Source organism: Saccharopolyspora sp. 7B, from assembly GCF_020177435.1.
Classification (GTDB): domain Bacteria; phylum Actinomycetota; class Actinomycetes; order Mycobacteriales; family Pseudonocardiaceae; genus Saccharopolyspora_C; species Saccharopolyspora_C gregorii.
Genome location: NZ_JAIUKC010000028.1, coordinates 1 through 23,061, shown reverse-complemented (window position 1 = coordinate 23,061; position 23,061 = coordinate 1). Strand labels below are relative to the sequence as shown.

At 75.1% G+C, this 23,061-nt stretch carries 20 protein-coding genes; 7 read left to right on the top strand and 13 right to left on the bottom strand.

The annotated features are described in order from the left end of the window. Window positions 1–123: 123 nt before the first annotated feature. The 6 genes from LCD33_RS05645 to LCD33_RS05620 form a co-directional block, all read right to left on the bottom strand. Window positions 124–1,104, bottom strand: a complete 981-nt coding sequence (locus tag LCD33_RS05645; protein WP_224959269.1) for a cation diffusion facilitator family transporter — start codon at window positions 1,102–1,104, stop codon at window positions 124–126. Between the two features lie 91 nt (window positions 1,105–1,195). After that, on the bottom strand, window positions 1,196–2,434 hold the full coding sequence (gene manA, locus LCD33_RS05640; protein ID WP_224959270.1) for a mannose-6-phosphate isomerase, class I: 1,239 nt from the start codon (window positions 2,432–2,434) through the stop codon (window positions 1,196–1,198). Window positions 2,435–2,585: 151 nt separating this feature from the next. Next, window positions 2,586–3,659 (bottom strand): hypothetical protein, encoded by a 1,074-nt coding sequence (locus tag LCD33_RS05635; RefSeq protein WP_224977586.1) that lies wholly within the window; start codon window positions 3,657–3,659, stop codon window positions 2,586–2,588. A 6-nt stretch (window positions 3,660–3,665) separates the two neighbouring features. Further along, window positions 3,666–3,881 carry a Trm112 family protein gene (locus LCD33_RS05630; RefSeq protein ID WP_224959273.1) on the bottom strand — a complete coding sequence of 72 codons (216 nt, stop codon included), beginning with the start codon at window positions 3,879–3,881 and terminating at the stop codon, window positions 3,666–3,668. 52 nt (window positions 3,882–3,933) lie between these two features. Continuing rightward, window positions 3,934–5,283 carry a phosphomannomutase/phosphoglucomutase gene (locus tag LCD33_RS05625; protein WP_224959275.1) on the bottom strand — a complete coding sequence of 450 codons (1,350 nt, stop codon included), beginning with the start codon at window positions 5,281–5,283 and terminating at the stop codon, window positions 3,934–3,936. Window positions 5,284–5,398: 115 nt separating this feature from the next. Beyond that, the gene (locus LCD33_RS05620; protein ID WP_224959277.1) at window positions 5,399–5,758 is read right to left on the bottom strand and encodes a DUF3499 domain-containing protein; all 360 of its coding nucleotides are present in this window, start codon (window positions 5,756–5,758) and stop codon (window positions 5,399–5,401) included. A gap of 244 nt (window positions 5,759–6,002) precedes the next feature. On the opposite strand from LCD33_RS05620, the gene LCD33_RS05615 reads away from it, so the two are divergent. Continuing rightward, window positions 6,003–6,476 (top strand): metallopeptidase family protein, encoded by a 474-nt coding sequence (locus LCD33_RS05615; RefSeq protein ID WP_184482313.1) that lies wholly within the window; start codon window positions 6,003–6,005, stop codon window positions 6,474–6,476. A 29-nt stretch (window positions 6,477–6,505) separates the two neighbouring features. Here LCD33_RS05615 and LCD33_RS05610 read toward each other — a convergent pair whose 3' ends face one another. Together LCD33_RS05610 and LCD33_RS05605 are read right to left on the bottom strand one after the other, a co-directional pair. Beyond that, window positions 6,506–10,279 (bottom strand): glycosyltransferase family 2 protein, encoded by a 3,774-nt coding sequence (locus LCD33_RS05610; RefSeq protein WP_224977585.1) that lies wholly within the window; start codon window positions 10,277–10,279, stop codon window positions 6,506–6,508. Window positions 10,280–10,485: 206 nt separating this feature from the next. Continuing rightward, window positions 10,486–10,818 carry a WhiB family transcriptional regulator gene (locus tag LCD33_RS05605; protein ID WP_224959299.1) on the bottom strand — a complete coding sequence of 111 codons (333 nt, stop codon included), beginning with the start codon at window positions 10,816–10,818 and terminating at the stop codon, window positions 10,486–10,488. Between the two features lie 568 nt (window positions 10,819–11,386). Between LCD33_RS05605 and LCD33_RS05600 the strand changes: the two genes are divergently transcribed. The 4 genes from LCD33_RS05600 (at window position 11,387) to LCD33_RS05585 (ending at window position 15,165) form a co-directional block, all read left to right on the top strand. Next, window positions 11,387–12,130 (top strand): site-2 protease family protein, encoded by a 744-nt coding sequence (locus tag LCD33_RS05600; protein ID WP_224959281.1) that lies wholly within the window; start codon window positions 11,387–11,389, stop codon window positions 12,128–12,130. Between the two features lie 76 nt (window positions 12,131–12,206). Beyond that, the gene (gene cofD / locus LCD33_RS05595; RefSeq protein ID WP_224967523.1) at window positions 12,207–13,214 is read left to right on the top strand and encodes a 2-phospho-L-lactate transferase; all 1,008 of its coding nucleotides are present in this window, start codon (window positions 12,207–12,209) and stop codon (window positions 13,212–13,214) included. Next, window positions 13,211–14,554, top strand: coding sequence for a coenzyme F420-0:L-glutamate ligase (locus LCD33_RS05590; protein WP_224959285.1), 1,344 nt, complete (start codon window positions 13,211–13,213; stop codon window positions 14,552–14,554). Before cofD ends, LCD33_RS05590 begins: the two co-directional genes overlap by 4 nt. A gap of 53 nt (window positions 14,555–14,607) precedes the next feature. Next, window positions 14,608–15,165, top strand: a complete 558-nt coding sequence (locus LCD33_RS05585; protein WP_224959286.1) for an NUDIX hydrolase — start codon at window positions 14,608–14,610, stop codon at window positions 15,163–15,165. On the opposite strand, the gene LCD33_RS05580 is transcribed toward LCD33_RS05585, so the two are convergent. Next, complete coding sequence (locus LCD33_RS05580) at window positions 15,150–16,052, bottom strand: DNA-3-methyladenine glycosylase (RefSeq protein WP_224977584.1); 903 nt, start codon at window positions 16,050–16,052, stop codon at window positions 15,150–15,152. The two genes, LCD33_RS05585 and LCD33_RS05580, sit on opposite strands and share 16 nt — an antisense overlap. Before the next feature lie 4 nt (window positions 16,053–16,056). Next, window positions 16,057–17,163, bottom strand: a complete 1,107-nt coding sequence (locus LCD33_RS05575; RefSeq protein ID WP_224959288.1) for a sugar phosphate nucleotidyltransferase — start codon at window positions 17,161–17,163, stop codon at window positions 16,057–16,059. A gap of 743 nt (window positions 17,164–17,906) precedes the next feature. On the opposite strand from LCD33_RS05575, the gene LCD33_RS05570 reads away from it, so the two are divergent. Continuing rightward, window positions 17,907–18,464 carry a hypothetical protein gene (locus LCD33_RS05570; protein ID WP_224967526.1) on the top strand — a complete coding sequence of 186 codons (558 nt, stop codon included), beginning with the start codon at window positions 17,907–17,909 and terminating at the stop codon, window positions 18,462–18,464. Between the two features lie 44 nt (window positions 18,465–18,508). Here the strand turns inward: LCD33_RS05570 and LCD33_RS05565 are convergent, their stop codons facing one another. Genes LCD33_RS05565 through LCD33_RS05555 form a run of 3 tightly spaced genes read right to left on the bottom strand, consistent with a single transcriptional unit; the run spans window position 18,509 to window position 21,739 of the window. Further along, entirely contained in the window at window positions 18,509–19,384 is an 876-nt protein-coding gene (locus LCD33_RS05565; RefSeq protein ID WP_224959290.1) for a glycosyltransferase family 2 protein, read from the bottom strand. Window positions 19,385–19,437: 53 nt separating this feature from the next. Beyond that, window positions 19,438–20,589, bottom strand: coding sequence for a glycosyltransferase family 1 protein (locus LCD33_RS05560; protein ID WP_224959291.1), 1,152 nt, complete (start codon window positions 20,587–20,589; stop codon window positions 19,438–19,440). Window positions 20,590–20,638: 49 nt separating this feature from the next. After that, a complete protein-coding gene (locus tag LCD33_RS05555) occupies window positions 20,639–21,739 on the bottom strand; it encodes a glycosyltransferase family 1 protein (protein WP_224977583.1) in 1,101 nt (366 codons plus the stop codon). Window positions 21,740–21,874: 135 nt separating this feature from the next. On the opposite strand from LCD33_RS05555, the gene LCD33_RS05550 reads away from it, so the two are divergent. Continuing rightward, window positions 21,875–22,924 carry a glycosyltransferase family 2 protein gene (locus LCD33_RS05550; protein WP_224977582.1) on the top strand — a complete coding sequence of 350 codons (1,050 nt, stop codon included), beginning with the start codon at window positions 21,875–21,877 and terminating at the stop codon, window positions 22,922–22,924. The last annotated feature ends 137 nt before the right edge of the window (window positions 22,925–23,061 follow it).

Below are 23,061 nucleotides of genomic sequence, written 5' to 3'. Positions count from 1 at the left end.
CGATCACAGTCCGCACACAGCAGCGGTGTCATTGCAGGTAGACCGGCGCCCGGTGGCACGATTTCCCGGTTATCCGCAGATCATCGGGAAAGCCCCCGCGAACGGAGAAAGATCTGCGGCGAATCAGTCCCGAGGCGGCTCGATCGACGGTTCCGAGTCCGTCGCGGAACCCGGATCCACCGCCGGTTCCGAGACCGCTCCGCGGTCCAGATCCGGTTCGAGGTAGATCAGCCGCACCGCGGGAACCTTCGCCCGCACCCGCGCCTCGGCGGCGTCGATCTCCGCTGCGACCTCCGCCACGTCCAGCGACGGCACCAGGGCGATCTTCGCGGCGACGAGCAGCTCGTCCGGGCCGAGGTACTGGGTGCGGATGTGGATGACGCGCCGCACCCGGCCACCGCGCAGCTCGCCGACGACCTCGTCCAGCACCGACCGGCTCGCGCCCTCCCCGATCAGCAGGCTCTTCGTCTCGACGATCAGGATCACCGCGATCACGCCGAGCAGCAGGCCGATGCAGACCGTGCCGACGCCGTCGAACACCGGGTTCCCGGTCAGCACCGCCAGCCCCACGCCGCCGAGCGCGAACGCCAGGCCGAGCAGCGCGCCCGCGTCCTCCAGCAGCACCACCGGCAGCTCCGGGGTCTTGGCCTGCCGGATGAACTGCCACCAGCTCAGCTCGCCCTTGATGGCGCGGGACTCCTTGATCGCGGTGGTGAAGCTGTAGGACTCCAGCGCGATCGCCACCAGCAGGATCACCACCGCCACGAGCGGCGAGGTCAACGGCTCCGGGTGCTGGATCTTGTGCACGCCCTCGTACAGCGCGAACACCGAACCGAGGCTGAACAGCAGCAGCGCCACGACGAACGAGTAGAAGTAGCGGTCCCGCCCGTAGCCGAACGGGTGCTCCGCGGTGGGCCTGCGCACCGAGGTCTTCTGCCCGAGCAGCAGCAGGCCCTGGTTCGAGGTGTCGGCCACCGAGTGCACCGACTCCGCCAGCATCGAGGAGGACCCGGTGAACAGGAATCCGCCGAACTTGGCCACGGCGATGCCCGCGTTCGCGGCCAGCGCCGCCAGGATCGCTTTGGTTCCGCCACCTGCTGACACGTATCGCTCCCGAGTTCGGTTCCTTGCGTTCCGCGGGGAATCTACCGCCACGATCACCCGGACAGAGCAGGTATGAGCGGATTCGCGCCCGCTAGGTGCCCGCGGCCGCGCGGAACACCTGCGCCGTCCCGTCCGGGCACACCGGGCTCGCCAGCACCGCCGGGTCCGAGGCCGCCAGCCACACCGACTGGCCCTTCCCCAGCTCCAGCTCGGCCGGTTCCGCGCCGGGGCGCTGCGCGGTCAGCCGCAACGCGCCCTTCGTGCACAGCAGGATCTGCGGACCGTCCGAGTCCAGCCGCACCGCGGTCGAGTTCGCCGGGGACCAGTCCACCCTGGACAGCCGGAACTCCTCGGCGGGCGTCTGGTAGACGGTGAGGTTCCCGTCCAGCGACTCGCCCTTGTGCACCCGCATGTCCCCGCAGGTGAAGTCCAGCACCCGCAGCAGCTCCGGCACGTCCACGTGCTTCGGGGTGAGCCCGCAGCGCAGGATGTTGTCCGAGTTCGCCAGGATCTCCACTCCGGTGCCCTGCAGGTAGGCGTGCAGGTTGCCGGCGGGCAGGTAGATCGCCTCGCCCGGCTGCAGCACCAGCCGGTTCAGCAGCAGGCTCGCCAGCACGCCCGCGTCGTTCGGGTACGCCTCCCCCAGCTCCAGCACCGTGCGGCACTCCAGCGCGAACTCGCCGTGCTCGCGCACGTGCCGCACGCAGGCGTCGAGCAGTTCCGGCAGCAGCCCCCGCAGGTAGTGCTCGGGCAGCGTGATCCACGTGGTGAACAGCGCGCGCAGCCCGTCGGCGTCCGGCTGCGCCGCCAGCAGCGCGGTGTGCGGGCGCAGCGTCGGCACGTCCAGCTCGCCCAGCAACCGCACCGTGCGGTGCGCCTCCCGGAAACCGGCGAGCGCGTGGAACTCGGTGAGCGCGCAGACCAGCTCCGGCTTCGCCGTGGGATCCGGGTAGTTCCGGTTCGGCGCGTTGCGCGGGATGCCCGCGCGTTCCTCCCGCTCGAAGCCTTCCGCGGCCTGTTCCGCGGACGGGTGCGCCTGCAGGCTCAGCGGCTCGTTCGCGGCGAGCACCTTGAGCAGGAACGGCAGCCTGCTGCCCCACCGGTCGGTGCACACCTCGCCGAGGTGGTGCGCCGGGTCCGCGTCGAGCAGGTCCAGCAGCGATTCCTCGCTGCCGTCCGGGCGCACCAGCTTCGACGGGTCGCCCGGGTGCGCGCCCATCCACAGTTCTGCCTCGGGGTGCGGAGTGGGAACGGGCCGGCCGAGCAGATCGGCGATGGCGGTACGCGAGCCCCACGCGTAGGGGCGCACCGCGTTCCGCAGTAACTCCACAGTCCTTCTCGCTCTCTTCACCGCTGGTCAGGCGCGCACGCATCCTCGGACCAGCACCGTAGGGCGCCGACCCTGGAACCAGGACATCGCCTCTCCGCCACCAGTGCACCAGGGACGTCCCCGGCAATCACCCAGGGTTCGCCCCGTCCGGTCAGTGCACGGCCAGTGCCTGCCTGCCCGGACCTCCGAGCGTGCCCGCCGCGAGGCCCAGGTAGACCGCGGCGAGATCGAACCGCAACGCGAGCACCGCGGCCCGCAGCACCGCGTCGGCCCGCGCCGACTCGCCGGGGGCGACCAGGTCCGCGCCCGGCAGCGATCGGGTCGCGGCGCGTTCGTCCGCCTCCGAGCGCTCGTCGTGCCGGGTGCTGATCAGGAAGACCCGGGGAGTCGCGCCGCCGTCCTCGTCCGGGTCGGCGAACAGGTCCGAGCCGGTGTCGCGCACCGAGCGGTACAGCGCGTGCCGGGTGGTGGCCTGCGCGTGGCTCGCCACGTCGCAGGCGAGGCCCGCGTGCACGCCCAACGCGTAGGAGCCGTGCCCGGCGACGGCGGTGGCGGTCAGGTCCACGCCCCACAGCAGCGCCTCGTGGTCGGCGAGCCGCAGCGCCAGCGACTTCGCCGGGTTCATCAGCGGTTCCTGCCCGGGGTGGGCGCGTTCCGCCTCCCGGTCCAGCTCGTCGGCCAGCTGATCGGTGTCGCAGCGCAGCAGGCCGAGCGCGACGAGCACGCTGAGGCCCACCGTGAACACGTGCGCGAACGTCAGCTCGTCCGGCACCGGGATCCGCGGCGGCACCACCTTCGCCCGGCCCGCGCCGGACGCGGCCACCGGTCCGTCGGCCGGGGCGGCCAGCACCACCGAGGCGCCCCGCCGGGTCGCGGTCGCCACCCCTTCGGCCAGCGTCGGATCACCCGGGTCCGGGGTGTGCGCGAACACCACGTCCAGCGGTCCCACCCACACCGGGACCGACTCGGCCACGATCACCGGTACCGGGCAGGACGGGCCGGCCAGCGCGGCCAGCACCCCGCACGCGGACGGGCCGAGGCCGGGCCGGGAGATCAGCACCAGCGAGCGCGGCCTGCCGTCGGCGAGGTCGTCGAAACCGATCTCCTGCACGGTCTCCGCGGCCGCCCGCACCTGCGCACCCGCGAGCGCCGCGGATCGCAACAGCCCGCGCGAGTCGGCCTCGGTGAGCCGGTCGGGATCGTCGAAGAGGCTGTCGTCGAGCACCGGAGGTCACCTCTCCCCGGTCGAGCCAGGATCCTCGGGGCCGCCGACGGCCTCGTCGACCAGCAGCACCGGGATGCCGTCCCGCACCGGGTAGCCGCGGCCGCACGAAGTGCACGTCAAGTACTCGTCCTGCGCGGTGCCGCCCTCGGCGCGCAGCGCGCCGTGGTCCGGTGCCGGGCAGGCGAGGATCTCCAGCAATGTCGGTTCCAGGGCCACGGCCACGTTCCCTCCTGAGTCCACACCCGGTCCACGCCCAGCGGGCGGTATCACTCGGTCAGCCCCGCACCACGGCGAGCACCTCGTCGCGCAGCGCGGCGACCGCGGCGGCGTCCGGCGCCTCCACGTTCAACCGCAGCAGCGGCTCGGTGTTCGAAGGCCGGATGTTGAACCAGGAGCCGTCCGCCAGCTCCACGGTAAGCCCGTCGAGCTCGTCGATTCGAGCACCGGAACGTTCCCGGTAGGTTTCGGCCACGGCGCGCATCCGCCCGGCCTGGTCGTCCACCGTCGAGTTGATCTCGCCGGAGGCGGCGTAGCGGGAGTACTCGGCCATCAGCCCGGACAGCGCGCCGTCCTGACCGCCCAGCGCGGCCAGCACGTGCAGCGCGGCCAGCATGCCGGAGTCGGCCTTCCAGAAGTCCCGGAAGTAGTAGTGCGCCGAGTGCTCGCCGCCGAAGATGGCGCCGGTCTCGGCCATGGTCTGCTTGATGAACGAGTGCCCCACGCGGGTGCGCACCGGCTTGCCGCCCCGCTCGGCGACGATCTCCGGCACCGCGTGCGAGGTGATCAGGTTGTGGATGACGGTCGCGCCCGGTTCCTTCGCCAGCTCGCGCACCGCGACCAGCGCGGTGATCGCGCTCGGCGCCACCGGGTCGGCGTTCTCGTCCACCACGAAGCAGCGGTCCGCGTCGCCGTCGAAGGCCAGCCCGGCGTCGGCGCCGACCTCGCGCACCTTCGCCTGCAGGTCCACCAGGTTCGCCGGGTCCAGCGGGTTCGCCTCGTGGTTCGGGAAGTCGCCGTCCAGCTCGAAGTACATCGGCACCACCTCGACGGGCAGGCCGTCGAACACCTTCGGCACCGTGTGCCCGGCCATGCCGTTCCCGGCGTCGACGACGACCTTCAGCGGCCGGATCCCGCTCAGGTCCACCAGGCCGCGCAGGAACTCCGCGTACTCGGCGAGCATGTCCCGCTCGGAGGCGCTGCCCTTCGCGCCCAGGAACTCGGGAACGCCGTGCGAGACGAGCTCCTGGATCTCCGACAGCCCGCTGTCCTGGCCGACCGGTGCGGCGCCCGCCCGGCACAGCTTGATGCCGTTGTAGCGGGCCGGGTTGTGGCTGGCGGTGAACATGGCGCCCGGCAGCTCCAGCGTGCCGGAGGCGAAGTAGAGCATGTCGGTGCTGGCCAAGCCGATGGAGATCACGTCGACGCCCTGCCCGGTGACGCCCTCGGCGAACGCGGCGGCCAACCCCGGCGAGGAGTCCCGCATGTCGTGCCCGACGACGACGGCCGGACCGCCGACGAGCCTGGTGAACGCGGCACCGATCTCCCGAACGACGTCGGCGTCGAGCTGCTCATCCACCACCCCGCGGATGTCGTACGCCTTGACGATCTCCGACAGGTCCCGCACGCTGCACATCCCTACGTAGTCCGGCCAACCTCGCTGCGGTCCGAGCCTACCGGCGATCGGTGATCTTGCGGAGAGCTCCCGACGGCCACGAGCGGCACGTCACGTTCGGGATCCCCTAATCGTCGCGGGGGTCGGGCAGCGCCCGCAGGTGACCTCGCCTGCCGCCGCCCACGGAGAAGTCCGGCGGATCCACCGGCCGGTCCGAGCGCCCCGCTTCGCGGACCGCCTCGGCCAGCGCGGTCAGGTCGTCCGCGGAACCTTCCGGCAGCGAGAACTCGCCCTCGTACCGGACGACCTCCCAGCCCTTCGGCACCGTCAGCCGCAACGCGTGCTCCTCGCACAGGTCGTAGCTGTGGGGCTCCGCATACGTGGCGAGCGGTCCGACCACCGCGGTCGAGTCCGCATAGGCATACGTAAGCGTCGCAACGGCCGGGTTGGTACACCCGGTCCGCGAGCACCGCCTCACGCTCCGCACGACTGGCACGATAGCGCCCCCCGTCCAGCCCGCGCCGGAGGCACGCGGAAACGTCCTCGCGCCCCGATCCCGATCTTCCGGCGCGCACGCCGCTCACCGGCGGGTTCGCGCAGGTGGCGGACCTTGTTCGCGCTGCGCTGAACGGGTGTCGGGCAGTCCGGTGACGTCGCGTGCTCACCTCCGGTGCCGAGAGGCGACCCGAACGGGCATCCCCGCGGCGGTCCTGAGGGCGTACCCTCAGCCCGTGGTGACCGCACGTGGATATCGGCGCCGGACGCTAGCCCGGCGGGATCGTCGAGGGCGCGGCCTGCGCGGCCCCCTGTACCCGTCGTCGGTCCCGGTCGCGCGCAGCCGTTCGCAGCGGTTCGACGCGATCGTGCTGGAAGCCCTGGAGCCGATCGAGCAGCGCTGGCACGCCGAGCTGACCGAGCTCGACGTGGCCGTCGACGAGGTGCCCGAGGTCCAGGTCACCGCCCCCGAGAAGGTCGTCTGGGACGACGACGTGGTGGTGGACGCGAACGTGCCGCTGGCGCGGCTCGTCCCCGCCGGGGTGGACCGCCGCGGGTTGCCGACCCGCGCACGCATCGTGCTCTACCGCAGGCCGCTGGAGGCCCGCGCCCGCGACGGCCAGGACATGGCCGACCTGCTGCACGACGTGCTCATCGAGCAGGTCGCCACCTACCTCGGCCTCGACCCGGACGTCATCGAAGGCCAGTGAGGCCCTGCTGACCGGCCCCGCCCGGCGGTTCAGGACTCGTCGGAGCGGCGGCGGGACGGCAGCGCGCCGATGGCGGTGAACAGGATGGCCGCGGCCTGCACCACGAGCAGCGCGGTGCGGGACGAGTCGCCGTAGCCGACCCGGACCTCGCTCGCCGATTCCGGCACCGGCACCGCGACCTGGTGTCCCCAGCCCTCGGCCAGCGGCGCCTCCCGTCCGTCGATCACCGCGTGCCAGCCGGGTTCGTGCTCGGCGGCGAGCAGCAGCACCCGGCCCACCCCGCCGTCCGAGACGCGCACCGCGACCTCCGGCAGCGTCGCGGGCACGCCCAGCGGCCGGGCCTGCGGGGACGGCGTACCCGCCAGCCGCGACTGCCGAGCCAGGTCGGGGCCGAGCAGCTGCACCGGGCCGGACGGCAGCAGCACCCGCAGCACCGGGGTGCCGTCGCCGAGCTCGCCGTGATCGGTCACCAGGTCACCGGCCGCCGCCCGCAGCCGGTCGGCGGTCGCCGCGTCCGGCACCGCCACGTGACCGGTGCCGCGGGCCGCTGCGGTGGCCAGCGCGGTCCGCACCCGCTGCGGGTCGCCGGAGAGCAGGTCCGCCTCGACCTCCCGCAGCCAGCGCACCGCTTCCGGCACCGGTACCAGGTCGTCATCGCCGAAGTGCGGCGCGCGGCCCTCGACCAGCCGGGCCGGGGCCGGGCCGCGCTCGACGAGCAGCATGCCGCCGGGCCCGTCGAGCGCGGCGGCCAGCGCCGGGGTCCCGCCGGTCGGTGCCCCCCGCCGCGGCCCGCGCCCGGCGAGCACCGCGCTCACCCCGGCGAGCAGCAGCGTCCCGGTCAACGCGGCCGCGAGGACCCTGCTCGGCACCCGCACCGGCAGCGGTCCCGCGGACAGCGCCGTCCACAGCAACCCGGCCGCGGCCACCACCAGCGGAGCTCCGGTTCCGCCGGTGCTGGCCGGTCCGCCCGCCACCGGGGTCATCGCGATCCGGTCCACGGCGAAGGCCACCGCCCACCCGGCGACCGCGGTCACCGCGCCCGGGATCATCGCCGGGCGCGGGGCGAGCACCGCGGCCAGCAGCGCCACCAGCACGAGCAGCCCGCCGGCCCAGGTCGCCGGATCCCCGTCGGCGCTCAGCAGCAGCGGCCACCACCCGGCGGGCAGCTCGGTGACCCGCGCGCCGAGCCCGTGCAGCAGCAGCTCCGGGTGCCGCACCAGCACGACCGGCCACGGCAGCAGGCAGACGATCGGCAGCAGCACCAGCGCGGCCAGCCCGGCCATCCGGCGCCCCCCGCGACGCGCCTCGCCGGGCACCGCCACGAACCCGAGCAGCGCCAGCACCACCAGCAGCGCCAGCACCAGCGGGGCGAACGCGCCCAGCACGGCCAGGCCGAGCGCCGTCGCGCAGGCCGTGCCCAGCCAGTGCCGGGACTGGGCGAGCATCGCCAGCCTGGTCAGCCCGATCACGGAGGCGATGCCCGCCAGCAGCGGCGGGACCAGGACGTGCGCGACCACCACGTCGAGCCGGCCCTGCCCGGCGGCGGACGTGGCCAGCGGCAGCAGCGCGTAGGCGCCCGCGGCCAGCGCCCGGTGCCTCCCGCGCATCGGCAGCGTGCGGGTCGCGGCGTACGCGGTGAGCCCGGCCAGCGGCACGCCGAACAGCAGCAGCAGCGCCACCACCGCCTGCGGCCCGCCGAGCGGCGCCAGCACCGTGCCCAGCAGCGCCAGCACCAGCAGCGAGGCCGGTGCGGGCGAGCCGGTGCCACCGTTGACCGGGTGCCAGGAAGCCAGGTACTCCCGCCAGGTCGAACCGAGGTCGACGGCCGCGAACAGCCGACCGCCCTGCAGCTCGGCGCCGAACCGGGCGTGCTCGGCGACCAGGCCGTGCGTGACCAGCGCGATCGCGGTGAGCACCACCGCGAGCACCACCGGCGGCGCCAGCACCAGTTCCCGCAGCACCCGGCGCCGGTCCACCTGCACCAGCAGCAGCCTGCGATCCGGTTCCGGTGCGGAGTTCGCGTCGCGCGGCACCGGGGAGGGCCGCCGCTGCTCCTCCTCCGCGGGCGCGGCCGCCACCGGCACCACCACGGGGCCGGTGGGACGGCGCAGGCCGCCGACGCTGCGCCTGCGGGTGCCGAGCGCCCCGGCGGGGAGCGCGGCGGGGCCGACGGAACGCGGCGCGGCGGCCACCGGTGTCACCCGCGCGGGCCCGAGCGCGGCGGGGGTGCGGCCGAGCACCACCTCGCGGCGCACCCGCTCCCGCACCAGCCCGGCGAACGCGGCCCGGAACCCGTTGCGCAACCGCGTCACCCGGCTGGTGAGCAGGCCGCGCACCCCGGACGGTTCCGCGGTGGTGGCGCGCCGCTCGGCGCGCGCCGCGCGCCGCCCCATCCGGCCGGTGACCAGCGCGGTGAACGCGGCGAGTTCGGCGGCCGCGTCCCGCCGCCGCCACAGCAGCCCGAACCCGGCGGCGCGCAGCAGCACCAGCAGCGCGAGCCGCGGCACGCCGAGCAGGAACGACCGGAGCGGCGCGTTGGCCAGGAAGGTGCGCACCCCGCCGACGCGCTCGGCGGCCCGCAACCCGCGCCCGGTCGCGTCGGGTGCCCGGTCGCCGGTGCGCAGCGCGCCCGCGTGGCGCATCCGGGCGCTCGGCACGCACAGCACCAGGTGCCCGTCGGAGTTGGTGCGCCAGCCGAAGTCGATGTCGTCGAAGCCCAGCGGCAGGGCCGGGTCGAAGCCGCCGAGCCGCTCGAAGACCCCTCGGCGGACCAGGGCGCCGGCGGTGGAGACGGCCAGGACTTCGGAGACGACGCGGACGTCGGTGGGGGCCGAGCGCCGGTCGTCCGATGTGGACCCGGCGGCCCGGGGTGCGGTGCTCGCGGCCGCGGCGGGTTCGTCCCCGGCTTCCGCGGCGGCGGGTTCGGTCCCGGTCGAGCCCGTCCCGCGCTGCGCTCCGGTCGTTCCGGTCCCGGTCGCTTCGGCCGCCTCCTCCGCAGCCCCTGCCTCCGCGGGTTCGATCCCGGATCGTTCGGTCGTGGCTCGCTCGGTCGCGGGTTCCTCGGTCCGGGGTTCCTCGGTCCGGGCTCGCTCGGTCGCGAGGTGCTCGGTCGCCGAGCGTTCGGTCCCGGCCGGTTCGGTCCCGGTCTCGGCCCCGGCCCGTTCGGCCCCGGCACGCTCGTTCTCGGCACGCTCGTTCTCGGCACGCTCGGGCGTGGACCGTTCCGGATCGTCCCGTCCCGCACCGTCCCGACCCGGGTCCGCGGCGGCATCCCCGCCCGCATCGGCCTCCGCCCAGGCGAGCTCCGGATCGACCTCGGCGGCCCCGATGCCGGTCTGCCGGTGCCCGGAGGCGTCGGTGGACAACCCGGCGTCCACCACGAGCCGCGGATCGTCCCAGTCCAGGCCGAGCGGCCCCAGCACGGCCGCGGCCGAATCGAGCTCGGCGACGTCCAGCAACCGGCGCAGGCAGTCCGGCTCGGGCGCGGAGTCGTCGTGCAGCAGCCACAACCAGCGGCCCGGATCGCCCCAGCGGGCGACGGCGTGCTCGGTGGCCGCCGCGACCGCGGCGCCGAACCCGGTCTCCGGCGGCAGGTCGAGCACCCCGTCCACCAGGTCGGAGGCGCCCGCCAGCAGGTCCGCGGTGCCGTCGGTGGAACCGGTGTCCACCGCGAGCAGGTGCCGCGGCCGGACGGTGAGCTCGCGCAGCGCGGCCAGCACCTCCGGCAACCGGCGGTCGCCGTCGTGGCACACCAGCACCGCCAGTGCGGGCGCGGTGTTCAGGCGCGGCGCGGTCCCGGCCACAGTGTCCTCCCCTGCCGTGGTGCGATCACCGCACGACGGTAGTGGACGGGAGCCGGAAACCTCAGAGCCTGTCTCCGAACCGGGACGGGCGTCCGCGCAGGTGTCTCAGGTGATCAGCGCGGGCCGGTCCGGGACGGATGCCTCCGGTGCGGAGCCGGGCCCGGCGCGCCGCCGGCCCCTCCGGACCTGCGGGCGCGGGCCCGGCTTCACACCGCGCGTCGTTTGAGGCGGCGGCGCTCCCGCTCGGACAGCCCGCCCCAGATGCCGAAGCGCTCGTCGTGCTCCAGCGCGTACTCCAGGCATTCGGATCGGACCTCGCAGCCCGCGCAGATGCGTTTGGCCTCGCGAGTGGAGCCGCCCTTCTCCGGGAAGAAGGCCTCCGGATCGGTTTGCGCGCACAATGCGCGCTCCTGCCACTCCTGTTCCGGCTCACCCAGTTCGAAGAGCTGAGCGAGCACATCGGCATCCGTGGTCTCGGATTCCTGCCGATCCCCCCATTGCACCAGGTTCCCCTGAAGCAGCGGATGACTCTGTTCCATCAAGCGGCCCTGTTCCATCAGGTGGGCTTGACCTGTCTCCCACATTGGTCCTCCCCCGATCGCTCCCGTTCCCTGCGGCCCTCCCCAGGACCGTTCGGGATGCACTCCGGACGTGAGGCGCACCGCGCCCCGCGTCGCCGCCCGGGCAGCGCACCGGCCCTCTCACCGGACCCGCCCGTTCGACCATGGCCACCTGCCGGGGCTCCCTTTCCCCGGCCTCCGCTCGAAATCCGGCAGGCGGAAAATCCACGAGGTGGAAAACCGAACCGGACGATTCGCCGGGATTCACCGCCGGCGGCCGACCGCTCTGCGGTGGACCGCCCGGCGAACCCGCCGCCGAGCAATCATTTCAGCGGAGAATGACACCGCTGTGATTACACCGGTGTAGCTCCACTCGGTCAAGCGGAGCCAACCCGTTGAGGGACCCCACCGCTCCCGCTGCATGACGCAACTCCGGCACTCTTTTGTCGGCGGGCCGATACGCCAGGTGGCGGCGCCGCGCAGCGCGAATCGCGACTTTTCACCCGTCGGCACCCGGCGGTCGGGGCCGACCGGGGACACTGGTGGGGTGAACACGCGAGTGAGCCCCCTGTTCCTGGCCCTGCTCGGCGCGACGGTGCTCGGTGGCGTCCTGGCCACCGTGGACCAGTCGTTCGCCCGGACCACCGGCATCGTGCTGATCGTCCTCGGCGGGTGGGCCACGTCGCTGTGCCTGCACGAATTCGGCCACGCGATCACCGCGTACCGGGGCGGCGACCTCTCGGTCCCGGCGAAGGGGTACCTGACGCTGGACCCCCGCCGTTACACCGATCCGGTACTCAGCATCGTGCTGCCGTTGCTCTTCGTGATCGCCGGTGGCATCCCGCTGCCCGGCGGGGCGGTGTGGATCAACCACCACGCGCTGCGGAACCGGCGCGTCGAGTCGATGGTCTCGCTGGCCGGCCCGCTGACGAACCTGGTGCTCGGGATGCTGATCACGGCCGCGGTGCAGCTGGTGCCGATGCCGCAGGGGCTGTCCACCGGGCTGTCCTACCTGGCGTTCCTGCAGGTGATCGCGTTCGTGCTGAACATCCTGCCGATCCCGGGCCTGGACGGGTACGGCGCGATCGAGCCGTGGCTGTCGTACCGGGCGCGGGAGCTCGGCGAGAAGGCGCGGCCGTGGGCGCCGCTGGTGCTGTTCCTGCTGCTGTTCGCGGTGCCGTTCGTGGGCCGGGCGTTCTTCTCGCTGGCCTACCTCGTCTTCGGCCTCGTCGGTGGCGAACCGGTGCTGGCGCTGCTGGGCCAGGAGTCGTTCCGCTTCTGGGAGTTCTGATCCGCGGGCCCCGCCGGTGACGCAGCGGACACCGGTCCGGCCTCGGACGCCCCCGCCCGCGTGCGAGGATCGCGGGGTGAAGGTCGTAGCACTGGTCGGTGGAGTCGGCGGGGCGCGGTTCCTGCTGGGGGTCAAGGCGGCGCTGGGCATGCCCGCGCTCGGCGAAGGCGACGGCGGGTCCCCGCACGAGGTGACCGCCGTGGTCAACATCGGCGACGACGTGTGGATGCACGGGCTGCGGGTCTGCCCGGACCTGGACACCTGCATGTACACCCTCGGCGACGGCATCGACACCGAGAAGGGGTGGGGCCGCGTCGGCGAGACGTGGTCGGTGAAGGAGGAGCTGGCCGCCTACGGCGCCGAACCGAGCTGGTTCGGGCTGGGCGACCGGGACATCGCCACCCACCTGGTGCGGTCCCGGATGCTGCGCGCCGGCTACCCGCTGTCCGCGGTGACCGAGGCGCTGTGCGACCGCTGGCGGCCCGGGGTGCGGCTGCTGCCGGTCAGCGACGACCGGGTCGAAACGCACGTGGCGATCGAGGACCCGGCCACCGGCGAGCCGACCGCGGTGCACTTCCAGGAGTGGTGGGTGCGCCATCGCGCCGAACCCGCCGCGGGCGCCATCGTGCCGGTCGGCGCCGAGGAGGCTTCGCTCGCACCGGGGGTCGCCGAGGCGATCTCCGGGGCCGACGTGGTGCTGGTCGCGCCGTCGAACCCGGTGGTGAGCGTGGGGACGCTGCTCGCGGTGCCCGGTTTCCGGGAGGCGCTGCGCTCGACGGCGGCGCCCGTGGTGGGCGTGTCCCCGATCATCGGCGGCCGCCCGCTGCGCGGCATGGCCGACGCCTGCCTGACCGCGATCGGCGTGGAGACCTCCGCCGAGGCGGTCGGCAGGCTCTACGGTTCCCGCGCGGAGTCCGCCGACGGCGTGCTCGACGCGTGGCTGGTGCACACCGGCGACACCGCCGACGTGCCCGGCGTGGCGGTGCGCGACGTGCCGCTGCTGATGTCCGACGTGGACGCGACGGCGGAGATGGCGCGGGCCGCGTTCGACGCGGCCGGGCTCTCGGTTCCGGAGGGGTCATGAGGGATCACGCGGCGACCGCCGGGCTCCAGCTGTTCGCGGTGACCGGGCTGCCCGAGTTCGGGCCCGGCGACGACGTGGCGGCCTCCATCGCGGCGAGCGCGCCGTGGTTGTCCGACGGGGACGTCGTGGTGGTCACCAGCAAGGTCGTCTCGAAGGTCGAGGGCCGGGTGGTGCGCACCCCGCGCGACCCGGAGGAGCGGGAGCGGCTGCGCCGCGAGCTGGTGCGCTCCGAGGCGACCGAGGTGCTGGCGCGGTTCCGGAACACGCTGATCACGCGGAACAAGCTGGGCATCGTGCAGGCCGCCTCCGGGGTGGACGCCTCGAACGTGGCGCTGGACCGGATCGCGCTGCTGCCGGAGGACCCGGACGCCTCGGCGCGCAGGCTGCGCGCCGGCCTGGCCGACCGGCTGGGCGTGCAGGTCGGCGTGGTGATCACCGACACGATGGGGCGGACCTGGCGCAACGGGCAGACCGACGCGGCGATCGGCGCGGCCGGGCTGCGGGTGCTGCACCGGTACGCGGGCAGCATCGACGCGCAGGGCAACGAGCTGGCCGTCACCGAGGTCGCCATCGCCGACGAGGTCGCCGCCGCCGCGGACCTGGTGAAGGGCAAGCTCGGCGGCGTGCCGGTGGCGGTGCTGCGCGGGCTGAGCACCGAGGACGACGGTTCCTCGGCGCGGGACCTGGCGCGGCCGGTGGAGCACGACCTGTTCCGGCTCGGCACCGACGAGGCCATCGCGCAGGGCCGCCGGGAAGCGGTGCTGCTGCGCCGCTCGGTGCGCTCGTTCAGCGCGGAACCGGTGGCCGAGGAACCGGTGCGCCGCGCCGTGGCCGCCGCGCTGACCGCACCCGCCCCGCACCACACCCGCCCGGTGCGGTTCGTGTGGCTGCGGGACCGGCCGCTGCGGGCGAAGCTGCTGGACGCGATGCGCACGGCGTGGCTGGCGGACCTGCGCGGCGACGGCCGCGAGGAGGCTTCCGCGCAGCGCCGGGTGGGCCGCGGCGACCTGCTGTACGCGGCACCGGAACTGGTGCTGCCGTTCCTGGTCCGGGACGGCGCGCACGACTACCCGGACGCGCGGCGCACCGCCGCGGAGCGGGAGATGTTCACCGTCGCGGGCGGTGCCGCCGTGCAGGGGCTGCTGGTGTCGCTGGCCGCGGAGGAGCTCGCCTCCTGCTGGGTGTCCTCGACGATGTTCTGCCCCGACGTGGTGCGGTCGGCGCTGGAGCTGCCGGAGTCGTGGGAACCGCTGGGCGCGGTGGCCGTCGGGCACCCGGCCGAGCCGGGCGGCGGCCCGCGGCCGCCGCGCGAGCTGGACGACGGGCTGCTGGAACTCTGACATCACCGCAGGTTCCGCCGAGTGAGCGGGTGCGAGCGCGAGGAGGTTCGGTCGTGGGGGCCGAGGTGTTGCACGCGGACGCGGAACAGGTGCTGCGCGGATGGCGGCCGTCCGACTACGGGCAGGAGGCGCTGCGGCACGCGTTCCTGGCGCTGCTCGACGCGCGCGAGGACGCGTGCCTGCGCGCCTGCGCGCCGGGGCACGTGACGGCGTCGGCGGTGCTGCTGGACGCGGCCGGGGAGCACGTGCTGCTCACCTTGCACCCGCGGGTCGGGAAGTGGCTGCAGCTCGGCGGGCATTGCGAACCGGAGGACACCTCGCTGGCGGGCGCCGCGCTGCGGGAGGCCACCGAGGAGTCCGGGATCGACGGGCTGGCGGTGTCCGCGGAACCGGTGCACCTGGACGTGCACCCGATCACCTGCTCGCTGGGCGTGCCGACGCGGCACTTCGACGTGCGGTACCTGGTGCGCGCGCCCGCGGGCGCCGAGCCGGTGCGCAGCGACGAGTCGCTGGACCTGCGCTGGTGGCCGATCGACGCGCTGCCCGCGGAGTCCGACCTGGGCCCGCTGCTGGCCGCGGCCCGCCCGCACCCGGTTCAGAGCACGCGGTAGTCGCGGGGCGGCAGACGCGGCCCGAACCGGGAGCGCCGGACCCCGGCCGCGCCGAGGTAGCGCACCGCCCGGTGCCGCTGGCCCGCGTACGGGGCGAGCGCGTCGAGCATCTCCGCGTCGTCCATCGGCCGTCCTTCGAGCCCGATCCCGACGATCGTCGACAGGTGGTAGTCGCCGACGCTGACCGCGTCCGGGTCGCCCCAGGCGCGCTGCGCGACCTCCGCCGCCGTCCACGGCCCGATGCCGGGGACGTGCTGGAGCAGCGCGCGGCCCGGCTCCCCGCCCAGCTCCACGGCCCGCTCCAGGCGGTGCGCCACGCCGGCCGCGGCGATCAGGGTGCGCCGCCGGGCACCGTCCACGCCCGCCCGGTGCCATTCCCAGTCCCGGATCTCCCGCAGCTGCCGGGGGCTCGGCGGCGCGCACAGCCCGCGCGGCGCCGGACCGGGCGCGGGAGTGCCGAACCGGCGGCACAGCTCGCGCCAGGACCGCCACGCCTCCCGGTTGGTGACCTTCTGCTCCAGCACCGCGGCGACCAGCACGTCCCACACCCCCCCGGTCGCGCAGAGCCGGAGGCCGCGGGCGGCCCGCGCGCCGCGCCGGACCGCGTCGTGCACGGGCACGAACCCGCCGTCGTCGTCGGCCGCGCCGAGCAGCTCCGGCACCTGGGCCAGCAGCGGTTCCGCGCCGTCGCCCCACGCTTCGGCGACGACCGCGCCCGCCGGGTCGGCGGCGAGCCGCAGCGTCCCGGGGCCGTGCGCGGTGGTCGACGCCAGCCACCACGCACCGGACTCCTGGACCGCGCTGGCGGGATCACCGCTGCCGCGGCGCAGCGGGGCCAGCACCTGCGGGAGGTCCAGCGGGCCGGGCGGCTGCCAGGTGGTGCGCATCAGGTCATCTCCGGTCCGCCGAGAACCGCACGCCACCGGCGGGGATCTCCACACCGGGCCACACCCGGGCGCCGTCCAGCAGCTCGCACTCGTCGCCGATCACCGCGCCGTCGCCGATCACCGCGCCGCGCAGCGCCACGCCCGCACCGATGCGGGCCCCGGCGCCGATCACGCAACCGTCCACCTCGGTCTCGGCCCCGATCCGCGCGCCGTCGAACACCATCGAGCCGGTGATCCGGGCGCGTTCCGCGACGACCGCGCCCGCGCCGATGGTGCTGCCGCCGTCGACCACGGCGCCCGCGGCGATGTCCGCGCCGGGCAGCAGCAAGGCCTCGCCCGGGGTGCCGGGCAGCGCCGCGGAGGGCAGCTCGCCGCGCACCAGGTCCGCCGACCCGCGGACGTAGGCGGCGGGCGTACCCATGTCCAGCCAGTACGAGGAGTCCACGTGCCCCTGCAACCGAGCACCGGCGGCCAGCAGCCCCGGGAAGGTCTCGCGCTCCACCGACACCCGGCGACCGGCCGGGATGTCCTCGATCACGGGGCGGCGGAACACGTAGCAACCGGCGTTGATCTGGTCGACCGGCGGATCCTCGGTCTTCTCCAGGAACGCGGTGACCCGGCCGTCGCCGTCGGTGGGCACGCAGCCGAACTGGCGCGGGTCCGCCACCTTCACCAGGTGCAGCGTCACCTCGGCCGCGCCGGCGCGGTGGGTCTCGACGAGGGAGCGCAGGTCGAGGCCGGAGAGGATGTCGCCGTTGAACACCAGCACGTCCTTCTCCCGCAGCAGGTGCGCCACGTTGCGGATGGCGCCCGCGGTGTCCAGCGGCTCGTCCTCGACGACGTACTCCAGCTCCAGGCCGAACTCGGAGCCGTCGCCGAAGTGCTCGGCGAACACCTCGGCCTTGTAGGAGGTGCCGAGCACGACGTGCCGGATGCCGGCCGCCCGGATCCGCGCGAGCAGGTGGCTCAGGAACGGCACTCCGGCGGTGGGCAGCATCGGCTTCGGCGCGGACAGCGTCAGGGGGCGCAGGCGCATGCCCTTGCCGCCGACGAGCACCACCGCCTCCGCGTCGTGCAGCGGGCCGGGCGAACCATCGGGACCGGCGGTCATACCGGACCTCCTTCCTCGCGCCGGGCTCGTCCCGGCATCCGGTACCGGCACGCGGCCGCGGTCATCGGCGGCGGGGGCTTCCCCGCGCCGGTGCCGAGCGCGTCCGGTAGATCCTGACGAAAACCCGTTGGGGGGAATACTGTGACAACGACGGCGGCATAATGGAGACCGGGTTCCGGCTCAGTGGAATCGGTCACTACCGGTCCGTTCCGCGGGCACGGCGCCCCGGCACCGCAGCACACCCCCCATCCTCCCGGTGGCACGCGCGGGACGGCCGCCGCGACGGCGCGGCGAGGTCCCGGGTCCGGACGGCCGCCCCCGAACTCGACCGAACGACCGCGGCTCCGCCCCACCTCGGCGTCGCGGAAGCGCTCCCGGTGGTGGCACGACGATCGTCGCGCCGCGACGACACCGGGCGCCCGACCACCGCCGATACCCGCCCCGGAACGGCAACGGCGGATACAGTGCGAAGCAGCGGAACAGGACCGAACCCCGCGCCACGGCGCGGACCGAAGTCGAACCCCGTGCCGGGACGCGGACAGGGCACGCATACCTTGCCGCGGGACGGCGACAACATGAAGGGACCGCGGCGCGACGAGCTCCTCGACGGCGCACCGCGGTAGCGCGACGGTCGCGACGCGGCCGAGAACCCGACGGCGAAAGCATGGAGAGGCACCGCTATGGACCCGCGGGACCGAGCCGACGAAACACTTGCTCGTGCGCGGGCACGGGGCGCGTTCGTCGTGACACCGGACAGCGCCACCTCGCCGATGGACGCCTCGACGACCGTGCGGATCCCGCGCACCGTGATCGCCGCCGCCGACCACGCGCAGGTCGACGCGGACGCGACGACGGCGATCCCGCAGCCCACGTCGCAGCAGCAGCCCCCGCAGCAGCACGGATCCCAGCAGCAGGCGGCCCGGCCGCAGCAGCAGCGCGCCGAGCAGCGGCCGCAGCAGACCGGGCAGCAGGGGCAGGCCCGGCAGGGCGCTCAGCAGCAGTCTGGGCAGCCGCAGAACCGGCCGCAGCAGGGCGGTGACCAGCAGGGCAGGCCGCAGTCCGGGCAGCAGTCGGGGCAGCAGCCCCCGCAGCAGGGCGGACAGCAGCAGGGCCAGCAGCAGAGCGGCCAGCAGCAACAGCAGGGCGGGCAGCAGGGCCAGCAGCAGAGCGGCCGGAACGACCCGTACGGCTGGCCCGAGGAGGACTTCGGCCAGCAGCTGCCGCCGAACCCGTACCAAGCGCAGCGCACCGAGGGCCAGTTCGGCCCGCTCGGCTCCCGCGCGGCCCGCCAGCAGTACTAGCCGCGGCTCGACGGGCGGCGCGGCGCCCCCCCCCCCCCGCCCGGCTACTTCCCGCGCGCCCGCACTTCCAGCCGCGCCCGCACCGCCAGCGCGGCCCGCAGCGCCAGCCGCAGCGGCGCCCACACCGCGCCCCGGTGCCGGTCCGCGAGGTACCGGTAAGCGCTGCGGTGGTGCTCCACCAGCATCTTCGCCGGTGCGCTGGAGGTGGCGTGCCCGCCGATGTGCGTGATCCGCGCGCTGGGCACGAACACGTTCAGCCAGCCCTTGCGGGCGAGCCGGTCCCCCAGGTCCACGTCTTCGAAGTACATGAAGTAGCGCGGGTCGAAGCCGTCGATGCCGTCGAACGCCTCGCGGCGCAGCAGCAGGCAGGAGCCGGACAGCCAGCCCGCGGTGCGCTCTTCGACGACCGCCTCGGACTGCCGGTAGGCGCGGGTCCACGGGTTGCCCGGCCAGATCCGGCCGAGCACCGCGTGCCCCGCTCCCCGTCCCAGCGAGGGCAGCAGCCGCGCGGACGGGTAGACGGTGCCGTCGGGCTCGTTGATCAGCGGGCCGAAGGCACCACCGCGCGGCCAGCGCTCGGCCGCGGCCAGCAGTTCGTCCAGCGCACCCGGCGCCCATTCGACGTCGGCGTTGCTGATCACCACCCAGCCGTACTCCTCGCCGAGCGCCGCCACCCCGCGGTTCGCTCCCCCGCCGTAGCCGAGGTTCGCCCCGGTCGGCAGGAATTCGACCTCGGAGCGGGTCTCGGCGGCGCGTTCCGGTTCCCCGTCCGTCGACCCGTTGTCGGCCAGGACCACCCGCACCGGGCGTTCGGTGGCAGCGCGGATCGAGTCGAGGTTGCGGTCGAGGGTCTCGCCGGGCGAGTAGGTCACGATGACGATGGCGAGCTCGTCGCCATGGCTGCGGGAAGAGGCGGTCACGCCCGGACATTCTGCCGAACGGTGCTCGGCGGCCGCGGGGCGGTGAGGCCCCGTCAGCGGCTGCGGCGGTGCAGGTGGTGCGCACGGGAGTAGGCCTCGCGGTGCTGCGCCGCGCACGCGGCCCAGGTGAACTCCTTGGCGCGGCGCTGCGCGGCGGCCGACAGCGCGGCGCGGCGGGCCGGGTCGTCGAGCAGCCCGGTGAGCCCGGTGGCGATCTCGGCGGGCCGCACCCCGCAGTAGGCGACGGCGTCTCCGCCGACCTCGGGCAGGCTGAGCCGTCCGGTGGTGAGCACCGCCGCGCCGCAGGCCATCGCCTCCAGCACGGGCAGCCCGAAGCCCTCGCCGATGCTCGGGTACGCGACGACGTGCGCGCCACCGAGGAAACCGGGTAACTCGGCGAACGGCACGTAGCCGGCGCGGATCACCCGCACGCGGTGCGGCACCGCCTCCAGCGCCCGCTCGACCCTGGTGTCCCAGCCGGGCTGACCGGCCAGCACCAGCGCCGGGTCGTCGGAGCGGCCGCGGCCGGCCATCGTGAAGCCCTTGATCAGCGCGGGCACGTTCTTGCGCGGTTCGAGGGCGCCGAGGAACGCCACGTACGGCTGGTCGTGCAGGCCCAGCCGGTCCCGCACGGCCGCGATCTCCGGGGGCGACGGCGGGTGGAAGTGCTCGGGGTCGACGCCGTGGTACATCACGTGCATCGCCGAGCGGTCGGCCCCGGCGCTGCGGGCGAGCTCGTCGGCGGTGGCTTCGCTCGGCACCACGCACAGGGTGGCGCGGCGCAGCGCGGCCTTCGTCCAGGAGCGGAAGAAGCGGGCCTTCACCGGTGAGTGCAGCGCCGGGTCGGTGAAGAACGTGGCGTCGTGCAGCGTGACCACCGACGCCGCCGGGTTCGCCAGCGGCGTCGTGTAGTGCGGCGAGTGCAGCACCTGCGCGCCGAGCCTGCGCACCAGCCGGGGCAGCGTCGTCTGCTCCCAGGTGAGGCGGGCGGTGCGGGTCGCGACGGCCTCCGCCGCGGGGATGATCCGGCTGTTCGGGGCGAGCCTGCCGTACAGCGCGGCGTCCCGCGGCTGGCAGGCGACGCTCAGCTGCGCGCCGTCCTGGTCGAGCGCGGCCAACAAGGAATCCACGTAGCGACCGACGCCACCGCGGTCCGCGGGGACGGCGGTGGCGTCGACGAGGAGCTGCGGCTCGCCTCTGTGCACGCGTGCAGCGTACGGGGGTGCCGGTGCGGATCGTGGGGGGTTCCGCAAATCACGCCTCGAGGTGCGCCCGCCACACCTGCTCGGCCGCGCGCCGCCAGCCGAACAGCTCGGCGCGGCGCGGACCGGCCGCCGACATCCGGGCGCGCTGGTCCGGGTCATCGACGACGATGCGCAGCGCGCGGGCCAGCGCGCGCGGGTCGGCGCGGCGCGCGGTGAGCCCGGCGGACCCGGCGACCTCCAGCAGGGCGGGAGCGTCGGAGTGCACCACGGGGGTGCCCAGCGCCATCGCCTCCAGCACCGGCAGCCCGAAGCCCTCGGCGAGGCTCGGCGCGACCAGGGCCGTCGCCCGCCGCAGCAGCACGGCGAGCTCGGCATCGCCGATGTCGCGCAGCACCCGCACCCGCCCGGCGGGCAGGCCGTGCCGTTCGGCCAAGCGCACCGGGTCGACCCCGCCCCAGCCCGGCGCACCGACCAGCAGCAGCGGCAGGTCGGGTGCCTCCGGCCGGGCCAGCGCCTCGATCAGGTGCGCGTGGCCCTTGCGGGGTTCGAAGGTGCCGACGGTCAGCAGGTACCGGGACGGGAGGCTCGCGGCGGCGGTGCGCGCCCGGTCCGGGTCGGGCTCGGCCAGCAGCGCTCCGGGCACCCCTTCGCCGATCACCCGCACGTCGGCGCGCAGCGCGACGCGGGTGGCGAGGTCGGCGGCGACGGCCTCGGTGGGCACCACGATCGCGTCGGCGTCGCGGGCGGCGCGGGCGATGGCGCGGCGGTGCCAGGCGACGCCGCGCGGGGTGAGCGTCTCCGGGTGGGTCCAGGGCACGGTGTCGTGCACCGTCACCACCAGGCCGCGGCCGCGCTTGCGAGCCGGGGCCAGCGGGGTCATGGCGTGCACCGAGTCGCCGCCCGGCCACGGCGGCAGGCCGCGCTCCCAGGCCGCGGTGAGGGCGCGGCGCGGCAGCGGCAGCACCGCCGGGGGGCGCACCCCGTCCACCGCGGCGCGGGCGGGATCGGCGCCGCGGCTGATCGCGCTGCGCACCTCCCAGCCCGCGGGGGCGGTGGCGGCGAGCGCGGCGAGCAGTTCGCGGGTGTAGCGGCCCGTGCCGCCCGGCACCGGAGCGACCAGCTGCTCGGCGATCACGACCAACTCGGGCACCTCATCACCTCTCCGGTTCGCGGGCGGCGGCCACCTGCACGCCGAGCAGAACCCTACGCTGCGAATTCACCGGTACCGCCGGGAAGCGCGGTGCCGTCACCTAGGGTTCGGGGCCGGACGCGGAACGGAGGCGGTGTGCGGAGCACGGTCGTGGTCGTGACCTGGCGCGGGCGGCGGCACCTGACCGCCTGCCTGGACGCGGTCGCCGCACTGAACCGTCCACATCGGACGCTGGTGGTGGACAACGCCTCCGACGACGGCACCGCCGAGCTGATCGCCCGGCACCCGTCCCGGCCGGAGGTGCTGCGGCTGCGGCGCAACCTCGGCTACGCGGGCGGCATCGCGGCGGCGCTGCCGCGGATCGGCACCCCGTTCGTGGCCTGGCTCAACGACGACGCCGCACCCGAACCGGGCTGGCTCGCCGCACTGGAGGACGCGCTCGACGCGGACCGCGGGGCGTGGGCGGCGGCCTCCGTGCTGCGCACCCCGGACGGGGCGGTGCAGTCCGCCGGAGTGCGGTTGAGCGGTGATGGGCACGGGGTCGATTCGGTGGACGGGGGCGAGTCCGTCGGCGGGGTCCCTTCGGCCGGCGGGGACGAACCGGCGGTGCAGGTCGAGTCAGGTGCCGAGGTCGAGTCGGTCGGCGGGACCGAATCCGTCGGCGGAACCGGTTCGGGCGCCGCCGCCGGCCCGGCGCGGGAGGTGTTCGGGTTCTGCGGCGGGGCGGCGCTGCTGCGGACCGCGGAACTGCGCGCCGCGGGCGGAGTTCCGGCGCGGTTCTTCTGCTACTACGAGGACACCGACACCGCGTGGCGGCTGCGGCTCGACGGCGGCCGGGTGCTGCTGGTGCCCGATGCCCGGGTGGCGCACCTGCACGGCGCGAGCACCCGGCCAGGCTCGGCGAAGTTCCACCGGTGGAACGAGCGGAACCGGCTGCTGGCGCTGCTGCGTTGCGCGCCGGGACGGGTCGCGGCGCGGGAGCTGGCGCGCTTCGCCGCGCTCACCGCGGTGCTGCCCCTGCGCAGGCTGCGCGGGGATCCGGTGCCGCCGGCGAACTTCCGGCTCGCGCTGCGGCTGCGGGTGCTCGCCGAGCTCGGCGCCCACGCTCCCGCCGCGCTGCTCGCCCGCCGCGGCCGCACCGCGACCGCCCGCGCCGAGGTGTGGCACCGCTGGGCGGGCCGCTGACCCGCCCGATCCCCGAGTGAACGGACCGGTAGTGCAACGGGGTGGGGCGGACGGGGCGGTGACCCCCGGGGCGGGGGGGGGGGGGTGGGGGGGGTGGTGGGGGGGGGGGGGGTGGGGGGGGGGCGGTATGGGCCGGG